Annotated in this window: 17 protein-coding genes; 12 read left to right on the top strand and 5 right to left on the bottom strand. The window is 69.2% G+C overall.

Annotation, left to right across the window (positions count from 1 at the left end; genetic code table 11):
• Positions 1-15: 15 nt before the first annotated feature.
• Positions 16-2,496 (bottom strand): glycogen/starch/alpha-glucan phosphorylase, encoded by a 2,481-nt coding sequence (locus H5407_RS02645; protein WP_183102855.1) that lies wholly within the window; start codon positions 2,494-2,496, stop codon positions 16-18.
• Between the two features lie 401 nt (positions 2,497-2,897).
• Between H5407_RS02645 and H5407_RS02640 the strand changes: the two genes are divergently transcribed.
• The 6 genes from H5407_RS02640 (at position 2,898) to H5407_RS02615 (ending at position 11,121) form a co-directional block, all read left to right on the top strand.
• Complete coding sequence (locus H5407_RS02640) at positions 2,898-4,016, top strand: ABC transporter ATP-binding protein (RefSeq protein WP_183102854.1); 1,119 nt, start codon at positions 2,898-2,900, stop codon at positions 4,014-4,016.
• Positions 4,013-5,188, top strand: coding sequence for a maltose/maltodextrin ABC transporter substrate-binding protein MalE (gene malE / locus H5407_RS02635; protein ID WP_183102853.1), 1,176 nt, complete (start codon positions 4,013-4,015; stop codon positions 5,186-5,188). Before H5407_RS02640 ends, malE begins: the two co-directional genes overlap by 4 nt.
• Before the next feature lie 7 nt (positions 5,189-5,195).
• Complete coding sequence (gene malF / locus H5407_RS02630) at positions 5,196-6,803, top strand: maltose ABC transporter permease MalF (protein ID WP_183102852.1); 1,608 nt, start codon at positions 5,196-5,198, stop codon at positions 6,801-6,803.
• A 132-nt stretch (positions 6,804-6,935) separates the two neighbouring features.
• A complete protein-coding gene (gene malG, locus H5407_RS02625) occupies positions 6,936-7,826 on the top strand; it encodes a maltose ABC transporter permease MalG (protein ID WP_183102851.1) in 891 nt (296 codons plus the stop codon).
• On the top strand, positions 7,823-10,213 hold the full coding sequence (locus H5407_RS02620; RefSeq protein WP_183102850.1) for an alpha-amylase family glycosyl hydrolase: 2,391 nt from the start codon (positions 7,823-7,825) through the stop codon (positions 10,211-10,213). Before malG ends, H5407_RS02620 begins: the two co-directional genes overlap by 4 nt.
• 5 nt (positions 10,214-10,218) lie before the next feature.
• Positions 10,219-11,121, top strand: coding sequence for an aldo/keto reductase (locus H5407_RS02615; RefSeq protein ID WP_220800427.1), 903 nt, complete (start codon positions 10,219-10,221; stop codon positions 11,119-11,121).
• 439 nt (positions 11,122-11,560) lie between these two features.
• Here the strand turns inward: H5407_RS02615 and H5407_RS02610 are convergent, their stop codons facing one another.
• Positions 11,561-12,028, bottom strand: coding sequence for a hypothetical protein (locus H5407_RS02610; protein WP_183102848.1), 468 nt, complete (start codon positions 12,026-12,028; stop codon positions 11,561-11,563).
• A 137-nt stretch (positions 12,029-12,165) separates the two neighbouring features.
• Between H5407_RS02610 and H5407_RS02605 the strand changes: the two genes are divergently transcribed.
• The 6 genes from H5407_RS02605 to H5407_RS02580 all read left to right on the top strand — a co-directional run bounded on the left by H5407_RS02605 (position 12,166) and on the right by H5407_RS02580 (position 15,153).
• The gene (locus H5407_RS02605; RefSeq protein WP_183102847.1) at positions 12,166-12,693 is read left to right on the top strand and encodes a nuclear transport factor 2 family protein; all 528 of its coding nucleotides are present in this window, start codon (positions 12,166-12,168) and stop codon (positions 12,691-12,693) included.
• Between the two features lie 27 nt (positions 12,694-12,720).
• The gene (locus H5407_RS02600) at positions 12,721-13,068 is read left to right on the top strand and encodes a GFA family protein (protein ID WP_183102846.1); all 348 of its coding nucleotides are present in this window, start codon (positions 12,721-12,723) and stop codon (positions 13,066-13,068) included.
• A 161-nt stretch (positions 13,069-13,229) separates the two neighbouring features.
• Entirely contained in the window at positions 13,230-13,628 is a 399-nt protein-coding gene (gene arfB, locus H5407_RS02595; RefSeq protein ID WP_183102845.1) for an alternative ribosome rescue aminoacyl-tRNA hydrolase ArfB, read from the top strand.
• An 83-nt stretch (positions 13,629-13,711) separates the two neighbouring features.
• Entirely contained in the window at positions 13,712-14,152 is a 441-nt protein-coding gene (locus tag H5407_RS02590; RefSeq protein ID WP_183102844.1) for a YciI family protein, read from the top strand.
• 3 nt (positions 14,153-14,155) lie between these two features.
• Entirely contained in the window at positions 14,156-14,860 is a 705-nt protein-coding gene (locus H5407_RS24610; protein WP_310737602.1) for a glutathione S-transferase family protein, read from the top strand.
• An 8-nt stretch (positions 14,861-14,868) separates the two neighbouring features.
• Positions 14,869-15,153, top strand: a complete 285-nt coding sequence (locus H5407_RS02580) for a YciI family protein (protein ID WP_183102843.1) — start codon at positions 14,869-14,871, stop codon at positions 15,151-15,153.
• Between the two features lie 19 nt (positions 15,154-15,172).
• Here the strand turns inward: H5407_RS02580 and H5407_RS02575 are convergent, their stop codons facing one another.
• From H5407_RS02575 to H5407_RS02565, 3 genes are read right to left on the bottom strand one after another with little or no spacing between them, the layout of a single operon-like run.
• Complete coding sequence (locus H5407_RS02575; RefSeq protein ID WP_183102842.1) at positions 15,173-15,565, bottom strand: DUF488 domain-containing protein; 393 nt, start codon at positions 15,563-15,565, stop codon at positions 15,173-15,175.
• Between the two features lie 28 nt (positions 15,566-15,593).
• Complete coding sequence (locus H5407_RS02570; protein WP_183102841.1) at positions 15,594-16,229, bottom strand: hypothetical protein; 636 nt, start codon at positions 16,227-16,229, stop codon at positions 15,594-15,596.
• A 24-nt stretch (positions 16,230-16,253) separates the two neighbouring features.
• Positions 16,254-16,799 (bottom strand): NADPH-dependent FMN reductase, encoded by a 546-nt coding sequence (locus H5407_RS02565; RefSeq protein WP_183102840.1) that lies wholly within the window; start codon positions 16,797-16,799, stop codon positions 16,254-16,256.
• Between the last annotated feature and the right edge of the window lie 5 nt (positions 16,800-16,804).

Here is a 16,804-nt window from a genome sequence, read left to right as displayed (position 1 = left end):
CCCACGCCTCGGAGATCAGGCCTTCAGCGAGGCCGGCGACCAGACCCGCTCGACGTACTCGGCAATGGTGCGGTCCGAGGAGAACCAACCCATGCCCGCCACGTTGCGGACGGCCTGCTCGCCCCAGGCCTGCGCATCGCGATAGACGGCATCGACCTTCAGCTGGGTGGCCACGTAGTCGGCGAAGTCGGCCATCAGCAGGTAGGGATCGGCGCCCAGCAGCTTATCGACCAGGGGCTTGTAGCGGGCACTGTCGCCGCCGCAGAAGTCTCCCTCGGCGATGGCGCGGATCACGCCCTGCAGCTGGCGGTTCTGCTCGACGAACAGGCGCGGGTCGTAGCCCAGGCTCTTGAGCCCGGCCACGGCCTCGGTGCGCAGGCCGAAGACGAACATTTGGTCCACGCCCATGTGCTCGGCCATCTCGATATTGGCGCCATCCCAGGTGCCGATGGTCAAGGCGCCGTTGAGGGCGAACTTCATGTTGCCGGTCCCCGAAGCCTCGGTGCCGGCGGTGGAGATCTGCTCGGAGAGATCGGCGGCCGGGATGATGGTCTCGGCCAGCGAAACGCCGTAGTTGGGCAGGAACACGAGCTTGAGCTTGTCCCCCACGCGCGGATCGCTGTTGACCACGCGGGCCACGTCGTGCGCCAGCTGGATGATGAGCTTGGCCATGTGATAGGCCGAAGCCGCCTTGCCGGCGATCACCACGGTGCGCGGCACCCAGCCCTGGCCGTCCACGCCGTCCGGGTTGGCGACGATGGCCTGGTAGCGGGCGATGACATGCAGCAGGTTCAGCAGCTGGCGCTTGTATTCGTGGATGCGCTTGATCTGCACGTCGAAGAGGCTGTCCACGCTCACGGCCAGCCCCAGCTCGCGGCGGATGCGCTCGGCCAGTCGCTGCTTGTTGACGCGCTTGACGCTGCGCAAGCTGGCGATGAGGCCAGCATCCTTGGCATGCGCGGCAAGGTCCTGCAGCTTGGAGAGGTCCTGGCGCCAGGCCGTGCCGATCTGCCCGTCGATCACGGCGGACAGCGCCGGGTTGGCCTGCTGCAGCCAGCGGCGCGGGGTCACGCCATTGGTCACGTTGTGGAAGCGCTCGGGAAAGATGCGGGCGTAGTCCGCAAAGATGGTCTGCACCATCAGGTCCGAGTGCAGCGCGGCCACCCCGTTGACGCGGTGCGAGGCCACGATGGACAGCGCCGCCATGCGCACGCGGCGCTCGCCGCCGTAGTTGCCGCCTTCATCGATGAGGGAGACGCGCGCGGCCAGGGCGTCGTCGCCCGGGATGCGCTCACGCAGCTCCTGCAGGAAGCGGTGGTTGATCTCGTAGATGATCTCGAGATGGCGCGGCAGCAGGGCCTCGAACATGCGCACGGGCCAGGTCTCCAGGGCCTCGGGCATCAGGGTGTGGTTGGTGTAGCTGACGGCCTGGCGGGTGATGGCCCAGGCCTCGTCCCAGGACAGACCGTGCTCGTCCAGCAGCAGGCGCATCAGCTCGGCGGGGGCCAGGGCCGGGTGGGTGTCGTTGAGATGGACGGCGTTGGCTCTGCCGAGGTCCTGCAGCGTGCCGAACTCGCGCAGATGGCGTGCGATCAGGTCCTGCAGCGAGGCGCTCACCAGCAAGGCTTCCTGCTTGAGGCGCAGCTCCCGGCCGGCGTCGGTGGAGTCGTCGGGGTAGAGCACCCAGTTGAGCGCATCCGCGGCCACTTGGCGGCTGGCGGCGCCAGCGTAGTCACCGCGGCAGAAGGCCTGGAAGTCGATGGGCGCGGCAGCCTGGGCATGCCACTGGCGCAGGGTCGAGACCCGCTCGCTGTGGTGGGCCGGCACGATGAAGTCATAGGCCTGGGCCACCAGCACCTCGGTCGGCACCCAGCGGCGCGCGCCGCTGGCGTCCACCTCCACACGGCCGCCGAAGCCCACGCTGTAGCGCAGCTCCGGGCGCGGCAGCTCCCAGGGATTGCCCTGCCGCAGCCAGTCATCGGGAGACTCGACCTGGCGGCCGTCCTGGATGCCCTGGGCGAACATGCCGTACTGGTAGCGCAGGCCGTAGCCGAAGGACGGCAGGCCCAGCTCAGCGAAGGAATCGAGGAAGCAAGCCGCCAGACGGCCCAGGCCGCCGTTGCCAAGGGCGGCGTCGGGCTCGCGCTCCAGCACGGTGGAGAGGTCCTGGCCCTGCGCCTGCAACTGCTCCTGCAGCACGCCGTCCAGGCGCAGTGCGGCCAGGGCGTTGCTGAGCGCGCGGCCCATCAGGAATTCCATTGAGAGGTAGTGCACGCGGCGGCAGGCCGCATCAGCACCGCGCTTGGCGTCGGCCGCCTGCGTGGTGGCCCAGCGCTGGGCCAGCAACTCGCGACTCGCCGCGGCGGCGGCGCGCATCAGCTCGTCACGACCGGGCTTGGTACCCACCAGGGCGCGTTGCTGCAGCTCGCGTTGCAGGGCTGCCTTGAAGGCTGCCTTCAGGGCAGCGGCAGAGGGGGAAGAGGATTCGGAGTTCATGGCACCTCGCGCCGTGGATTTGGCTGCGTTGAGAAGCGTGGACAGCATAGGAATTCATCCCTGGGGCAGCCAGGACCGGCCCCTGCGGTCGGCCGCGGACCCATGAAAGAGACCCGGCGGCACGTCGGACACACAGCCCACAGAGTCCAGCCCCGTGAGCGCGACGATGAAAGTATCACTCAGCTCGCTGAATTTGTGTAGTTTCACTACATCGGGTTAACCCGCAACATTGCTTAAGTTGTTGATTTTCAATAACAGATGGACTGGAAATTCGGGTGCATCATGTTGTGAGACTACATTTTGAACTGTATATTCTCTACAAACGAGGTCCTAGCCCTGCACGGACCACCCCATGAGCGAGACAAGCCGCCCTGCCCGCGCAGGCCGGCGGAGGTAGACAAGTGGCGAGCGTGTTGCTGCAGTCCGTGGCCAAGGCCTACGGCGAGACCCAAATCCTGCATGGCATCGACCTGGAGATCCGGGACGGCGAGTTCATGGTCTTCGTGGGCCCCTCGGGATGCGGGAAGTCCACCCTGCTGCGCTCCATTGCGGGCCTGGAGGACATCACCGGCGGCGAGCTGCGCATCGGCGGCCGCCTGGTCAACGACGTGCCGCCGGCCGAGCGGGGCATCGCCATGGTGTTCCAGTCGTACGCGCTCTACCCGCACATGAACCTGTACGACAACATGGCCTTCGGCTTGCAGTTGGCCAAGGTGCCCAAGGCCGAGATCGACAGCGCCGTGCGCCACGCCGCGCGCATCCTGCACATCGAGCACCTGCTGGAGCGCAAGCCCAAGGACCTCTCCGGCGGCCAGCGCCAGCGCGTCGCCATCGGCCGGGCCATCGTGCGCAAGCCCGAGGTCTTCCTCTTCGACGAGCCCCTGTCCAACCTCGACGCCGCCCTGCGCGTGCGCATGCGCTACGAGTTCGCCAAGCTGCACGAGGAACTCAAGACCACCATGGTCTACGTGACCCACGACCAGGTCGAGGCCATGACCCTGGCCGACCGCATCGTGGTGCTGCAGGCCGGCCGCATCGAGCAGGTGGGCACGCCGCTGGAGCTCTACGAGCACCCCCGCAACCTCTTCGTGGCCGGCTTCATCGGCAGCCCCAAGATGAACTTCATCGCGGGCGAGATCGCCGCCATCGAGGCCGGCCATGCCGACGTCCGCCTCGCGGGCGGCCTCGCCATGCGCGCGCTGGTGGACGCCAGCCGCGCCCAGGTGGGGGACAAGGTCACCCTGGGCATCCGCCCCGAGCACATCCGTACCGTCGGCGAGGGCAACCGGCTGGAGACCACGGTCACCTTCGTCGAGTCCCTGGGCGGCACGACCTTTGCGTACTGCCCCTTCCCCGGCATCGAGGAGGCGCTGACGTGCCAGTTCGAGGGCCGCAACGGCTGCGACCGCCTGCGCAGCGGCGACCAACTGGCCCTGCGCTTCCCGCCCGAGGCCGTCTACCTCTTCGACGCCGAGGGTCAGGCCCTGCGCCGTCTGGCCGCGCCGGAGCTGGGCGCATGAGGGCCGCGCTGATCACGCTGAGCCTGCTCGCGGGCAGCCTGGCCCAGGCGGCCACGCCGCCCACCCTGCTGGTCTGGATCAATGGCGACAAGGCCTACAACGGCCTGCAGAAGGTGGGCCAGGCCTTCGAGAAGGTCTCGGGCGTCAAGGTGGTCGTGGAGCACCCCGTGGACGCGACCGACAAGTTCCAGCAGGCCGCCAGCGCCGGCAAGGGCCCGGACATCTTCTGCTGGCCGCATGACCGCGTGGGCGAATGGGCCAAGGCCGGTCTGCTGACGCCGCTGCGCCCCTCGGCCCAGTTGCGCTCGGAGATCGAGGAGACCGCCTGGCGCGCCTTCAGCTATCAAGGCAGGACCTGGGGCTATCCCCTTGCCATCGAGACCACCGGCCTCATCTACAACAAGGCCCTGGTGCCCGTGCCGCCCAAGACCTTCGAGGAGGTGATCCAGCTGGATCGCCGCCTGCAGGGTCAGGGCAAGCGCGCCATCCTGTGGCACTACAACAAGAGCTTCTTCAGCTGGCAGGTGCTGGCCGGCGCGGGCGGGCAGATCTACGGCCGCGATGCGCGCGGCGACTTCGATGCCGGGCAGGTCGGTGTCAACAACGAAGGCGCCCTTGCCGGCGCCGAGATGATCAACCGCCTCGTGCGCGAGGGCCACATGCCCAAGGGCGCCAACTACGCCGAGATGGAAAGCGGCTTCGCCCGCGGCGAGGTGGCCATGATGATCTCCGGCCCCTGGGCCTGGGACAACGCCCGCCGCGCCCGCATCGACTTCGGCGTGGCGCCCGTGCCGGGCCTGAAGCCGGGGCAGTATTCCAAGCCCTTCGTGGGCGTGCTGGGCTGCATGATCTCCGCCCCCTCGCGCCAGAAGGACCTGGCCCGGGAGTTCCTGGAGCAGCACCTGCTACGCCCCGAGGCCCTGAAGGTGCTGGACGCCGACGTGCCCCTGGGCGTGCCGGCCAACAAGGCCTTCTACGCCGAGCTCTCGGTCAATCCGCTGATCAAGGCCAGCATGGAGAACGCCCGCCTGGGCGAGCCCATTCCCAACATCCCCGAGGTGGGCCGTTTCTGGACCGCGATGGACGCCGCGCTGGAGGCCATCAGCAACGGCCTGCAGAGCCCAAAGGATGCGCTCGACGGTGCCGCAGCCCGCATGCTGCTGAAGAAGTGAGCCTCCCATGAACGTCAACGCTGCTGCCTCCCCCTCTCCGCTCGCCGCGGCCTATGGCACCCTGCCACCCTCCGCCTGGGAGCGTCTGGTCTCTGCCCTGCGCTGGCCGGTCGTGGCCGCCCTGATGCTGGGCGCGCTGTACCTGGTCTTCTCCATCTACGCCGCCGGCCAGACGGCCTGGGCGGCCGGGGCGCTGGCCCTGTTCGGCGGGGCCTTCTACATCTACCTGCGGGCCGGCTTCGCCTGGCGCTACCTCTTTCCCGGCGTCGCCGGCATGGCGGTGTTCATCGCCTTCCCGCTGGTCTACACGGCGCAGATCGGCTTCACCAACTACTCCTCGGCCCATCTGCTGAGCCAGGCCCGCGTGCGGGCCTACCTGCTGGACCAGCATGAGGTGATCGAGTCCGGCGTGATGGCCTTCAGCCTGCATGCCGACGGCCCTGAGTTCCGCGTGGTGCTGAGCACGCCCGGCACCACACAGCCGCGCTATGTCTCGTCCCCCCTGGCCCTGCGCAAGACCCGCGAGCCGCTCAAGGTCACGATGCTGGCCGCCAAGGACGAGCACCTGCCCCTGCAAAGCCCGCTGCAGGCTGCCCTGCCCCTGCGCGATCTCGTCGAGCACCGCGAGGCCCTGGCCCAGCTGCAGCTGCTGCTGCCGGACCGCAGCGGCCCCGAGGCGCAGCTGCGCTACCTGGGCCTGCGCGAGTACGGCCCCGTGGCGCCGCACTACGTGGAGCAGGCGGACGGCAGCCTGCTGCGAGTGGCCGACGGCGTGCGCTACGCCCCGGACGCCAAGCTGGGCTACTACCGCAATGAAGCGGGCGAGATCCTCCAGCCCGGCTACAAGGTCCTGGTGGGCCTGCAGAACTACAGCCGCATGCTCTTCGACGCCGAGTTCCGCGGCCCCTTCGTGAGCATCTTCGTCTGGACCGTGCTGTTCTCCCTGGCCACGGTGGCGGGCGCGACCTTCATCGGCATGTTCCTGGCCGTGCTGCTGAACTGGGAAGACCTGAAGGGCCGCACGGCCTACCGCACCCTGCTCTTCCTGCCCTATGCGGTGCCGGGCTTCATCTCCATTCTGGTGTTCAAGGGTCTGTTCAACCAGAACTTCGGTGAGATCAACGCCATCCTGGACACCCTCTTCGGCGTCAAGCCCGCCTGGTTCGCGGACCCGATGCTGGCCAAGCTGATGCTGCTGATCGTCAACATCTGGCTGGGCTACCCCTACATCATGATCCTGTGCTCGGGCCTGCTGAAGGCGATTCCCTCGGACCTGTACGAGGCCTCGGCCATCGTGGGCGCCGGGCCCTGGACCAACTTCTGGCGCATCACCGCACCGCTGATCATCAAGCCGCTCTCGCCCCTGCTGATCAGCGCCTTCGCCTTCAACTTCAACAACTTCGTGCTGATCGCCCTGCTGACCGACGGCCGGCCGGACTTCCTCTCCACCAAGCTGCCGGCGGGGCAGACGGACATCCTGGTGTCCTACACCTACCGCATCGCCTTCCGCGACTCGGGCTCGGACTTCGGCCTGGCGGCGGCGATCTCCACGCTGATCTTCTTCCTGGTGGCGGCGATGTCGCTGCTCAACCTGCGCCTCATGCGGAAATCATGATCCACCCCGTACGCGCTTCGCGCGCCCCCTCAAGGGGGCAAGGCCGCAGGCCCGGCAAAGCCGGATCCTCGGCCTTCGCTGGGAAACACAATGCGGTCCATGCCGTGCACTTAACGTCTCAGGAGAACCGACATGGCCATCGTTAGAGGCAAGCAAGCCCGCTGGCGCACCTTCGCCGCCCACGCCCTGCTGTGGGCCTTCCTGGCGCTGACGCTGTTCCCGCTGCTGGCGGTGGTGTCCATCTCGCTGCGGCCGGGCAACTTCGCCACCGGCAGCCTGATCCCCACCGAGATCAGCCTGGAGCACTGGAAGCTCGCGCTGGGCATTCCCTACCAAGGTGCTGATGGCGCGCTGGTGCAGCCGCCCTTTCCGGTGCTGACCTGGCTGTGGAATTCCATCAAGGTGGCCACGATCTCGGCCTTTGCCATCGTGGGCATCTCCACCACGGCGGCCTATGCCTTCGCGCGGCTGAAGTTCCCCTTCAAGGCCGGCCTGCTCAACAGCATGCTGCTGCTGCAGATGTTCCCGCCGGTGCTGGCGCTGGTGGCGATCTACGCCATCTTCGAGGCCATCGGCAGCCAGGTGCCCCTGCTCGGCCTGGAGACGCATGCGGGCCTGGTGCTGGCCTATCTCGGCGGCGTGGCCACGCATGTCTGGACCATCAAGGGCTACTTCGAGACCATCCCGACCGAGATCGAGGAGAACGCCAAGGTCGATGGCGCCAGCCCCTGGCAGGCCTTCAGCCGCGTGCTGCTGCCCATGGCCCTGCCCATCCTGATGGTGTGCTTCGTGCTGGCCTTCATCGGCGCCATCATCGAGTACCCGGTGGCCTCGGTGCTGCTGCGCGAGGAGAGCAACCTGACCCTGGCCGTGGGCTCCAAGTACTTCCTGCACGACCAGCGTTTCCTGTGGGGCGACTTCGCCGCCGCGGCCGTGCTCTCGGGCCTGCCCATCACCCTGGTGTTCCTGCTGGCGCAGCGCTGGATCGTCTCCGGGCTGACGGCCGGGGGCGTGAAGGGATGAGGGCCCTTGTCCTTGCAGCGCTGGCCCTGCTCGCGCCCGCCGCCCATGCCAAGCCCTGCCAGCCCGCGCCCTTCGGCGATACGCAGCTCTACTTGCGCGGCAGCCTCAACAACTGGGCCGCGCAGGACGAGCAGGCCTTCGAGTACCGCTGCGACGCCTACTACCTGAACCTGCTGGCCGAGGGATGGCAGGAGTTCAAGATCGCCGACGAAGCCTGGACCCCCGACAGCACCCTCGGCAGCGACGCCCAGGGCCGCCTGGCGCGCGGTGGCGCCGTGGTGGGCAACTACCGCCTGGGTTTCCGCGGCGCCCAGACCCTGCGCCTGCGCTTCGGCGCGCAGGGCCAGCCGCTGCTGGAGCTGCGGCCTCCCGGCTTCAAGCCCACGCCGCCGGCCCGCATCACGGACGAGGCCGCGCTGAGCACGCACTTCGACTCGCGCGTCGAAGGCGCCAAGTCGCCCTTCGGTGCGCAGCCGCAGGGCACGGAGATCCGCTTCTCCCTGGGCAGCAGCCGGCCCGGGCTGCTGCGCGCCACCCTGGTGCTGGAGAAGCGCCTGCTCAGCGCCAATCAGGAGCAGCTGAGCTACGAGCCCCTGCAGCGCATCGCCATGACACCCGAAGGCCGGGGCCTGGGCACGGGCTTCACCGCGACCGTTCGCTTCGACGAGATCGGCGTCTTCGGCTACTGGTTCGAATTGGAGACGGACCAGGGCCGCTACGCCCTGCAGAACAACAAGGACACGGTGGCCTGGACCCGCGAGAAGGGCAGCATGGGCCCGGCCGTCGTGGAGCGCCTGCCCTCTGACACGCGCCGCATCCGCCGCTACAGGCAAACCATCCATGCGGCCGACTACACCGTGCCCGCCTGGGCGCAGGACGCCGTCTACTACGCCATTTTCCCCGAGCGCTTCCGCAACGGCGACCCCGCCAACGACCCGCGCCCGGGCGGCGGCCGCGTGCAGGACCGCTACCAGGATCACGAGGTGGAGCACCACGCCCGCTGGATCGAAAAGCCCTTCAAGCCCGGCAGCGGCGACGGCTCCGATGGCGTCTACAACAACGACTTCTTCGGTGGGGACCTCGCCGGCATCATCGAGAAGCTCGACTACATCAAGGCCCTGGGCGCCAACACGATCTACCTCACGCCCATCTTCCGCGCGGCCAGCAATCACAAGTACGACACGGCCGACTACACCCAGGTCGACCCAGCACTGGGCAGCAACGCGGACTTCGAACGCCTCTGCGCCGAGGCCGCGAAACGCGGCCTGCGCGTGTTGCCCGACGCCTCGCTCAACCACGTGGGCGCGGACTCGCTCTACTTCGACCGCTTCGCCCGCTACGACAGCCAGGGAGCCTTCCGCGCTGGCCGCATCCAGCCGGACTCGCCTTATGCCGGCTGGTTCAGCTTCGACGCCAGCCAGTCCTCGCCCGACAAGCAGTTCAAGGGCTGGGTAGGCGTCACCGACCTGCCCGAGCTGGACAAGCGCAGCCGCGCCTTCCGCGACTTCGCCTACGGCAGCCCCGGCGGCGTGATGCAGCGCTGGCTGGACCGCGGCGGCGCCGGTTGGCGCATGGACGTGGCGCCCTGGGTGCCGGACGATTTCTGGCGAGAATGGCGCCGCGCGGTCAAGGCGCACCGGCCCGACGCCATCACCATTGCCGAGACCTGGTTCGACGCCAGCAAGTATTTCCTGGGCGACAGCTTCGACGGCACGATGAACTACATCTTCCGCAGCGCCGCGCTGGACTTCGCCGCCGGCGGCGATGCCCGGCGGCTTGCTGCGCAGCTGGAGCTGATGCGCGAGGCCTATCCGCCGCAGTCGCTGCTGGCGAACATGAACCTGTTGTCCAGCCACGACCAGCCCCGCGCCCTCTTCGCCCTGGGCGAGCGGGACGACAGCAGCGCCGCCCAGCGCCGCCTCGCCCGTCAGCGCCTGCGCCTGGCCTGGCTGCTGCAGATGAGCGCGCCGGGCGCGCCCAGCGTCTACTACGGCGACGAGGTCGGTGTAGGCGGCGGCGAGGATCCCTACAACCGCGCGCCCTACCCTTGGGCCGACCAGGGCGGCCAGCCGGACGAAAGCCTGCACGCCGACTTGCGCCGCCTGCTTGCCCTGCGTCAGCGCCACGCCGTGCTGCGCCAGGGCCTGCCCCAGGCACCGCTGCTGGCCACGAAGCAGCACCTGGCCCTGCCACGCCGCCTGGGCGAGGCGCAGGTGCTGACCGTGCTCAGCAATGCCCCTGCGGCGAGCCGTATCAGCGTCCCGCTGAGCCACGAGATGCCCACCCGCTGGCGCGACGCCCTCAGCGGTGAAGTCTTCCAGGCCGTGCAAGGCCGCCTGACCCTGACCCTGCCCGCGCTGGGCGGGCGCATCCTCCTGAACGAATGAGTCCCTTGCCGACCGCCCCTTCCTTGTTGCGCCCCTTCGGCCGCAGCGGCCTGCAGACCAGCGCCCTGGGCTTCGGCGCCATGCACCTCAACGACGATCGCAGCAGTGAGGCCGAGGCCGGCGCCCTGCTCAACGCCGTGCTGGACCTGGGCGTGACGCTGATCGACACCGCGCGTTCCTATGGTTTGTCAGAGGAACGCATCGGCCGCCACCTGGCTCATCGGCGTTCGGAGTTCCTGCTCTCCACCAAGCTGGGCTATGGTGTGGAAGGTGTGCCCGACTGGACCTACGACTGCATTGTGCAGGGCGTGGAGCGCGCCCTGCGCCTCATGCGCACCGACGTGCTCGACATCGCCCACCTGCACTCCTGCCCGCTGGAGACCCTGCTGCGTGGCGAGGTCATCCGCGCCCTGGACGACTGCCGCCGCGCCGGCAAGATCCGCGTGGCAGCCTACTCCGGCGAGAACGCCGAGCTGGACTTTTCCCTGGCCGAGGACGTGTTCGGCGCCGTGCAGATCTCGGTGAGCGTCTGCGACCAGGGCGCCGTGCCCCAACGCCTGGCGCAGGCAGGCGCAAGGGGCGTCGGCGTCATCGCCAAGAGGCCGCTGGCCGGCGCCATCTGGCGGCATGCACAGCGGCCCGACGACTTCGCCGAAGGCCGGTACTGGGACCGCTGGCAAGCGATGCGGCTGGCGGAACTCGCGCAAGACCTGACCCCGGACGAGCTGGCCCTGCGCTTTGCGGCCTGGCTTCCCGGCGTAGACAGCGTCATCGCCGGCACCCGGCGGCTGGACAATCTCAAGCGCAACCTCGCCGCCATTGCCAAGGGGCCACTGCCGCCAGGGCTGCAGCAAGCCCTGCTCGACCGCTTCGCCCCCCATGCGGCACAGTGGCCGGGCCTGATCTGACCTGTCGGAGGCCCCCTGCCGCCCCCTGGCGTTGATGGCGGCTCAACGCTGCCGTCAACGCCATCCAGCCGGGGGCAAGGGGCGCCAGCCCCAAGGCACCCAGCGCAGCGCCACCGCAAGCCGCCCCCTGGCGTTGATGGCGGCTCAACGCTGCCGTCAACGCCATCCAGCCGGGGGCAAGGGGCGCCAGCCCCAAGGCACCCAGCACAGCGCCACCGCAAGCCGCCCCTTGGCGTTGATGGCGGCTCAACGCCGCCGTCAACGCCATCCAGGCGGGGGCAAGGGGCGCCAGCCCCAAGGGGCCGAGCGCTGGGCCGCCCCAAGCCGGCCCATGTGGCCAAGAAGGCGGCTCAAAGCCGCCTTCTTGGCCGTCCCCCCGGGGGACCGCCCGGACTTGCCCGCGTCCAGCGCGGCAAGCCCGGGCGAGGGGCTCACATCATCATGGCCAGCGGACCGTCTCCCCATCGTCCTCGTAGGCGGGGAAGATGCTGAAGCTGGCGATCACGCCGCCAGCTTCCCAGAAGGCCACGCCGGCGTCCGGGCATTCATGGCAGCGCCCGCCGCCCTCCACGGCCTGCGCACCCTTGAGGCGGCCCAGCTTCAGGCCCTTGACCAGGCCGGACAGGCGGTCCACCGGGCAGCCGATCACGGCTTCCTCGCCCAAGGTCCAGCGCCCGTCGGAAAACTCCAGCTCGCCCAGGCGCCAGCCGTCGGCCTCGAAGAAGGAGGCGCCAACGCCCTGCTCTGCGTAGTACCAGAATTCCATCGCCTCCTGCCCGTCCTCGGCCGGCAGGGCCTCCAGCGAATCGGGCGTGCCGGCCGCGGCTCGCAGCTGCTCGCGGCTGGCGCCCAGCGTGAAGGGGGCATGGCCCAGATGGATCTGAACGGTTGACGCGGTGGACGACATGGGAGGATTCCTGGAGAGGGTGCGCTTGAATGCGGGGATCATAGCGAGGCCCACCCCGCATCACCCACCAGCAGGTGTTGCACACCATGGCACGTCAAGCTGGCGTTATGCTGCGCCCTTCACTTCGAGGACTAACCATGCGCCTGACGCGCCCCGCATCTGTGCTTCTGACCGCCCTGGCGTTGGCGCTGCTGACAGCGTGCCAACCCCAGACGCAGACGCTGGCGCCCTCGGCCCCGCTGGCCGCCTCCGCCGCCGCTGCCAGCCAGGCCCAGGCCGCCGAGGCCCAGACCCGGGCCCAGCTGCAGGCCCAGGCCGATCGCTGGGATCAGGCCATCGTGGCCCGCCACCGCGAGGACATCGCCAACAACATGGCCGAGGACTTCCGCCAGATCGACGGCCAGGGCAATGTCGAGGACCGCGCCAGCTTCCTCGAGGGCCTGCTGGACCCCAAGCTCCAGATCGATCCCTACAAGGTCGAGGACATCGACATCCGCCTCTATGGCGACGTGGCCCTGCTCAGCGGCCGCACCCGCATGACCGGGCGCTACGACGGCAAGCCCTTCAAGACCCACTACCGCTACATCGACATCTACGTCAAACGCCAGGGCACATGGAAGATCGTCAGCGTGCAGATCAGCAAGCTGCCGCCCGAGCAGCCCTGATCCCGTCCATCCCGCCAAGGAGACCCCATGAAGTACAAAGCCAGCTGCCACTGCGGCCAGGTGGCCTTCGAGTTCGAAGGCGAGTTCAAGGAAGCCCTGGCCTGCAACTGCAGCATCTGCCAGCGCCGCGGCTCCCTGCTGTGGTTCATGCCCCGCGAGCAGATGCAGCTGCTGACACCTGAGGCCGCCGCCGCCAGCTACACCTTCAACAAGCATGTCATCCAGCACCGTTTCTGCCCGCGCTGCGGCATCCACGCCTACGGCGAGGGCAAGGATCCCAAAGGCCGCCTGGTGGCGGCAGTCAATGTGCGCTGCGTCGAGGGCATGGACCTGGACGCCCTGCCCGTCCATCACTTCGATGGCCGCGCCCTCTGATGCACGATTCCCGCCCATGACGCCCGGCCCTCAAACCGTGCCGCGCGGCTGGGCGTCTTGATCCTGCTGCGCAGCCCGGCTGGCGACAGCGGCCGAGCCGGCGGCACAATGAGGGCCGCGGCCCGGGGCCGCCGCCCCTCTCAGCTTCCTCCTGCCTCACCATGCCTGCGCGCCTCAGTCCCGATGACGTCGAGTTCGTGGCCCTTCGCGCCCAGGGGCCCGGCGGGCAGAACGTCAACAAGGTCTCCAGCGCCGTGCAGCTGCGCTTCGACGTGGCAGCTTCGGCCCTGCCAGACTGGCTGAAGACTCGACTCCTGGCCATGGCGGACCGGCGCCTGAACCAGGACGGTGTCATCGTCATCAAGGCCCAGACCGAGCGCAGCCAGGAGCGCAACAAGGTCGAGGCACTGGCACGGCTGCAGGCCCTCGTGGACGCCGCCAGCCACGTGCCCGCCGTGCGCCGCGCCACCCAGCCCACGCGCGCCTCGCAGCGGCGCCGGCTGGAGGCCAAAAGCCAGCGCTCCGGGATCAAGGCCCTACGGGGCCGGGTGTCCGATTGATCGCCCCGCCGCTACCTGCTTCACTGGTTCCGCCCCCGGGGCGACGGCACAATGGGCGGACTGCCATCCCCAGGAGCGCGAGCATGCCGACACCGTCTCTTCCGCACCCACAGGGAGTGCGCGCCGTCTGGCTGCTGCTCCTGGCCGGCCTTGCCCTGCAGGCTGGCGCGCAGACGGCGGGCACGGCCCCGGTGACAGCCGCCTCCGCGCCGGAGGCTGCACGCGCAGCCCAGGACGTCCGCTTCGTGGTCTTCCACACGCCGGGCCCCGCCTGGCTGGCGGGCCGCAGCCCGTTCGAGCAGCCCGGCATCCGCACCCACATCGCGCACTATCGCCAATGGGTGGATGCCGGCAAGCTGCAGTTGGGCGGCCCGCACCTGGACGCCCAGGGCGGCGGCATGATGATCCCCAGGGCGGGCGTGGGCGAAGACGAGATCCGTCGTTTCGCCGAGGCTGATCCCGCCGTCCTGTCGGGCCTGCTGCGAGTCAGCGTGCGCCCCTGGCTCATCGGCATGGGAGGCTGAGAGGTGCGACTCACCATCGCCAACAAGAACTACTCCTCCTGGTCCCTGCGCCCTTGGCTGCTGATGCAGATGCTGGGCCTGCCCTTCGAAGAGCGCCTCCTGCCCTTTGCCAGCGCGGTGGACGGCCCGGCCTACGCGGGCCAGACGCCCAACGGTCGGGTGCCCTGCCTGGAGGATGGCGAGCTGATCGTCTGGGACTCCCTGGCAATCGTGGAATACATCGCCGAGCTGGCGCCGCAGGCCTGGCCAGCCGAGCGCGCGGCCCGCGCCTGGGCCCGCAGCGCCTGCGCCGAGATGCATGCGGGTTTCGGCCACATCCGCGGTGTCTGCACCATGAACTGCGGCCTGCGCGTGAAGGTGCGGGACTGGACGCCCGCCCTGCTCGCCGAATGGGCCCGCATGGACGCCCTGTGGTGCGAAGGCCTTCGGCGCTTCGGCGGCCCCTTCCTCGCGGGCTCGGCCTTCACCGCGGTCGATGCCTTCTTCGCGCCGGTGGCCCTGCGGGTGCAGAGCTACACGCCAGCCCTGTCCCCCGCCGCCCAGGCCTATGCCCAGCACCTGCTGGCGCTGCCGCCGCTGCAGGCCTGGTACCAGGCCGCCTTGCTGGAACCCTGGCGCGATCCGCCGCATGAAGCCGAGGCCCAGGCCGGCGGCGAGTGGCTGCAGGACCTGCGCGTTCCGTCCACCCCTTCCCGCCTCCAGCCCTGAGACTGCCCATGTACATCGCCCTGCTGAGCTACATCCGCCCACTCGACGAGGTGGACGCCCTGCTCCCAGCCCACCAGGACTACCTGGAGCAGCACTATGCCGCCGGCGTCTTCGTGGCCTCCGGCCGCCGTGAGCCGCGCACCGGAGGCGTGATCCTGATCCGCGAGCATCCGCGCTCGCTGGTCACGGAGATCCTCGAACAGGACCCCTTCTTCAAGGCCGGCCTCACCCGCTACGAGTTGCTGGAGTTCACACCCAGCCGGATGCTCGCAGGCTTCGAGAACTACCTCTGAACGCTGGCCCGCGCGGGATTCAGTCCCTGACCAGGGCCGCGCCGTGCTGGCGCATCAGCTCGCGCAGCACCGAGCGATGGCAGCGGGCCTCATCCTCGCAGTAGCAGCCCATGGAAAAGGCGCTGCTGTGCGACAGCGCGGCCAGCAGCTGCAGGCTGCGCTGGGCCTCGGGCTCGCCCATCTCTGCCGTGTATTTGCGGATGAACTGGGCCCATTGCGCGGGCGTCTCGGCGGCCTGGCCCAGCTTCATGGTCTCGACCGAGGGCGCCAGATTGGGGTACCAGACGTCGTACCAGTTGCCCGAGGCGAACTCGCTCTTGGGCACGCCCCGCGGTGGCCGGCGCACCGTACCGATGCGAAGCCCTTCATCGGGCGCCCGCGGGCTGCCCAGCCTGACGATGCGCAAGGCCATGCCTTCTCTCCTGTCCTGACAACGTTGTTCAGCGCTCACCGGGCGCGTGCATCAGTTGCGGGTGCCTGAGCAGCGCCGGGTCCGGCAGCTGCCGTCGCAGGGTGCCAGCGCGCAGGGCCGGGATGTCCTCGGCCGCCAACTGGGCCTGCACGGTCTGACTGCGGTCGCTCAACACCAGCACGCCCTGCGGCCCTTGCTTCGACGAGGCGGCGCCGCGATCCAGGGCCTCGTAGTGGCCCGCATAGATGATGGCGCCCGCCTGGATCCGCAGCCGGACCTGCAACGGGCGCAGCGAGCGGTCCACGCGGGCCGTGTCGCCAGATTGCTGGACCAGCTCGAAATCCTCCAGCTCGTAGTCCCCCGCCGGCAGGGCCAGAAGCATCAGCTCGCCCTGGCCCTGGGGCGTTCGCCAGGGCCAGGTCTTGCCTCCCCAGCCGGGCTCTGAGGGATAGTGCAGGACCTGGGCCACCTTCCCGCCCCCCTTCGCCGGCATGCCGCGCAGGGTCAGGGCACAGGACCGGTAGGGCCGCTCCGCCGCAGTGCCCAGGCCCAGCAGCAGCCAGCCGGTGCCGGTCTGGGCCAGGGCGGCTGGCTGCAGCACTATCGTCATCAGGGCGGAAACGGACAGGCCGCCCAGCCAGCGTCGTCTTTGCAGGGATGGCATCGCAGCAGCTCCTGTTGAAGGAGCTCACCACTGTACGCTGGGGCCGACATCCGCCATGCCGGTGAGCTCCGCGTCCAGCGTGCGCAGCAGGCCCTGCATCGCGGCGCGCACGGAGGCATCGGCCACCATGGCGGTCTCCGTCACGCAGCCGCCCAGCAGGGGCAGGCTGATGCTGGACTGGCGCAGCAGCCGCGCATTCATTGTTCGCAGCACCTCCTGCAGGCTCTCGTAAGCATGATGGGCACGGGGCGAGGTGTTGACCAGGGCCACCGGCTTGTCCACGAAGCCCTCAAAGCTCACCAGCCAGTCCAGGGCGTTCTTCATCACGCCGGAGATGCCATGGGCGTACTCGGGGCTGGCGAGCAGCAGCACGTCCGCGGCCTGCACCGCCGCGCGCCAGTCCCCCACGGCGGCGGGTGGCTCGGCTTCGAGATCCGGATTGAACAAGGGCAGGCGCCCCGGGTGCTCGCTGGCAATCACCCGCCCCGGCCCCAACTGCACCAGAGCACGGCAGAACGCCGCGTTGATCGAGGCCCGACGCAGACTGCCGGCGACGGCCAGTACCTTCATCGCCT

It is taken from the genome of Mitsuaria sp. WAJ17, assembly GCF_014174515.1.
In the GTDB taxonomy this organism is placed as follows: domain Bacteria; phylum Pseudomonadota; class Gammaproteobacteria; order Burkholderiales; family Burkholderiaceae_C; genus Roseateles_B.
Note: the sequence above shows the minus strand (reverse complement) of the source record. Positions and strands in the feature narration are given on the sequence as shown.

What these genes read in the sequence shown, in the direction of transcription:
- H5407_RS02645 (WP_183102855.1), bottom strand. Translation starts at nt 2,496, where the DNA reads ATGAACTCCGAATCCTCTTCCCCCTCTGCCGCTGCCCTGAAGGCAGCC.
- malE (WP_183102853.1), top strand. Translation starts at nt 4,013, where the DNA reads ATGAGGGCCGCGCTGATCACGCTGAGCCTGCTCGCGGGCAGCCTGGCC.
- malF (WP_183102852.1), top strand. Translation starts at nt 5,196, where the DNA reads ATGAACGTCAACGCTGCTGCCTCCCCCTCTCCGCTCGCCGCGGCCTAT.
- malG (WP_183102851.1), top strand. Translation starts at nt 6,936, where the DNA reads ATGGCCATCGTTAGAGGCAAGCAAGCCCGCTGGCGCACCTTCGCCGCC.
- H5407_RS02620 (WP_183102850.1), top strand. Translation starts at nt 7,823, where the DNA reads ATGAGGGCCCTTGTCCTTGCAGCGCTGGCCCTGCTCGCGCCCGCCGCC.
- H5407_RS02610 (WP_183102848.1), bottom strand. Translation starts at nt 12,028, where the DNA reads ATGTCGTCCACCGCGTCAACCGTTCAGATCCATCTGGGCCATGCCCCC.
- H5407_RS02605 (WP_183102847.1), top strand. Translation starts at nt 12,166, where the DNA reads ATGCGCCTGACGCGCCCCGCATCTGTGCTTCTGACCGCCCTGGCGTTG.
- H5407_RS02600 (WP_183102846.1), top strand. Translation starts at nt 12,721, where the DNA reads ATGAAGTACAAAGCCAGCTGCCACTGCGGCCAGGTGGCCTTCGAGTTC.
- arfB (WP_183102845.1), top strand. Translation starts at nt 13,230, where the DNA reads ATGCCTGCGCGCCTCAGTCCCGATGACGTCGAGTTCGTGGCCCTTCGC.
- H5407_RS02590 (WP_183102844.1), top strand. Translation starts at nt 13,712, where the DNA reads ATGCCGACACCGTCTCTTCCGCACCCACAGGGAGTGCGCGCCGTCTGG.
- H5407_RS02580 (WP_183102843.1), top strand. Translation starts at nt 14,869, where the DNA reads ATGTACATCGCCCTGCTGAGCTACATCCGCCCACTCGACGAGGTGGAC.
- H5407_RS02575 (WP_183102842.1), bottom strand. Translation starts at nt 15,565, where the DNA reads ATGGCCTTGCGCATCGTCAGGCTGGGCAGCCCGCGGGCGCCCGATGAA.
- H5407_RS02570 (WP_183102841.1), bottom strand. Translation starts at nt 16,229, where the DNA reads ATGCCATCCCTGCAAAGACGACGCTGGCTGGGCGGCCTGTCCGTTTCC.
- H5407_RS02565 (WP_183102840.1), bottom strand. Translation starts at nt 16,799, where the DNA reads ATGAAGGTACTGGCCGTCGCCGGCAGTCTGCGTCGGGCCTCGATCAAC.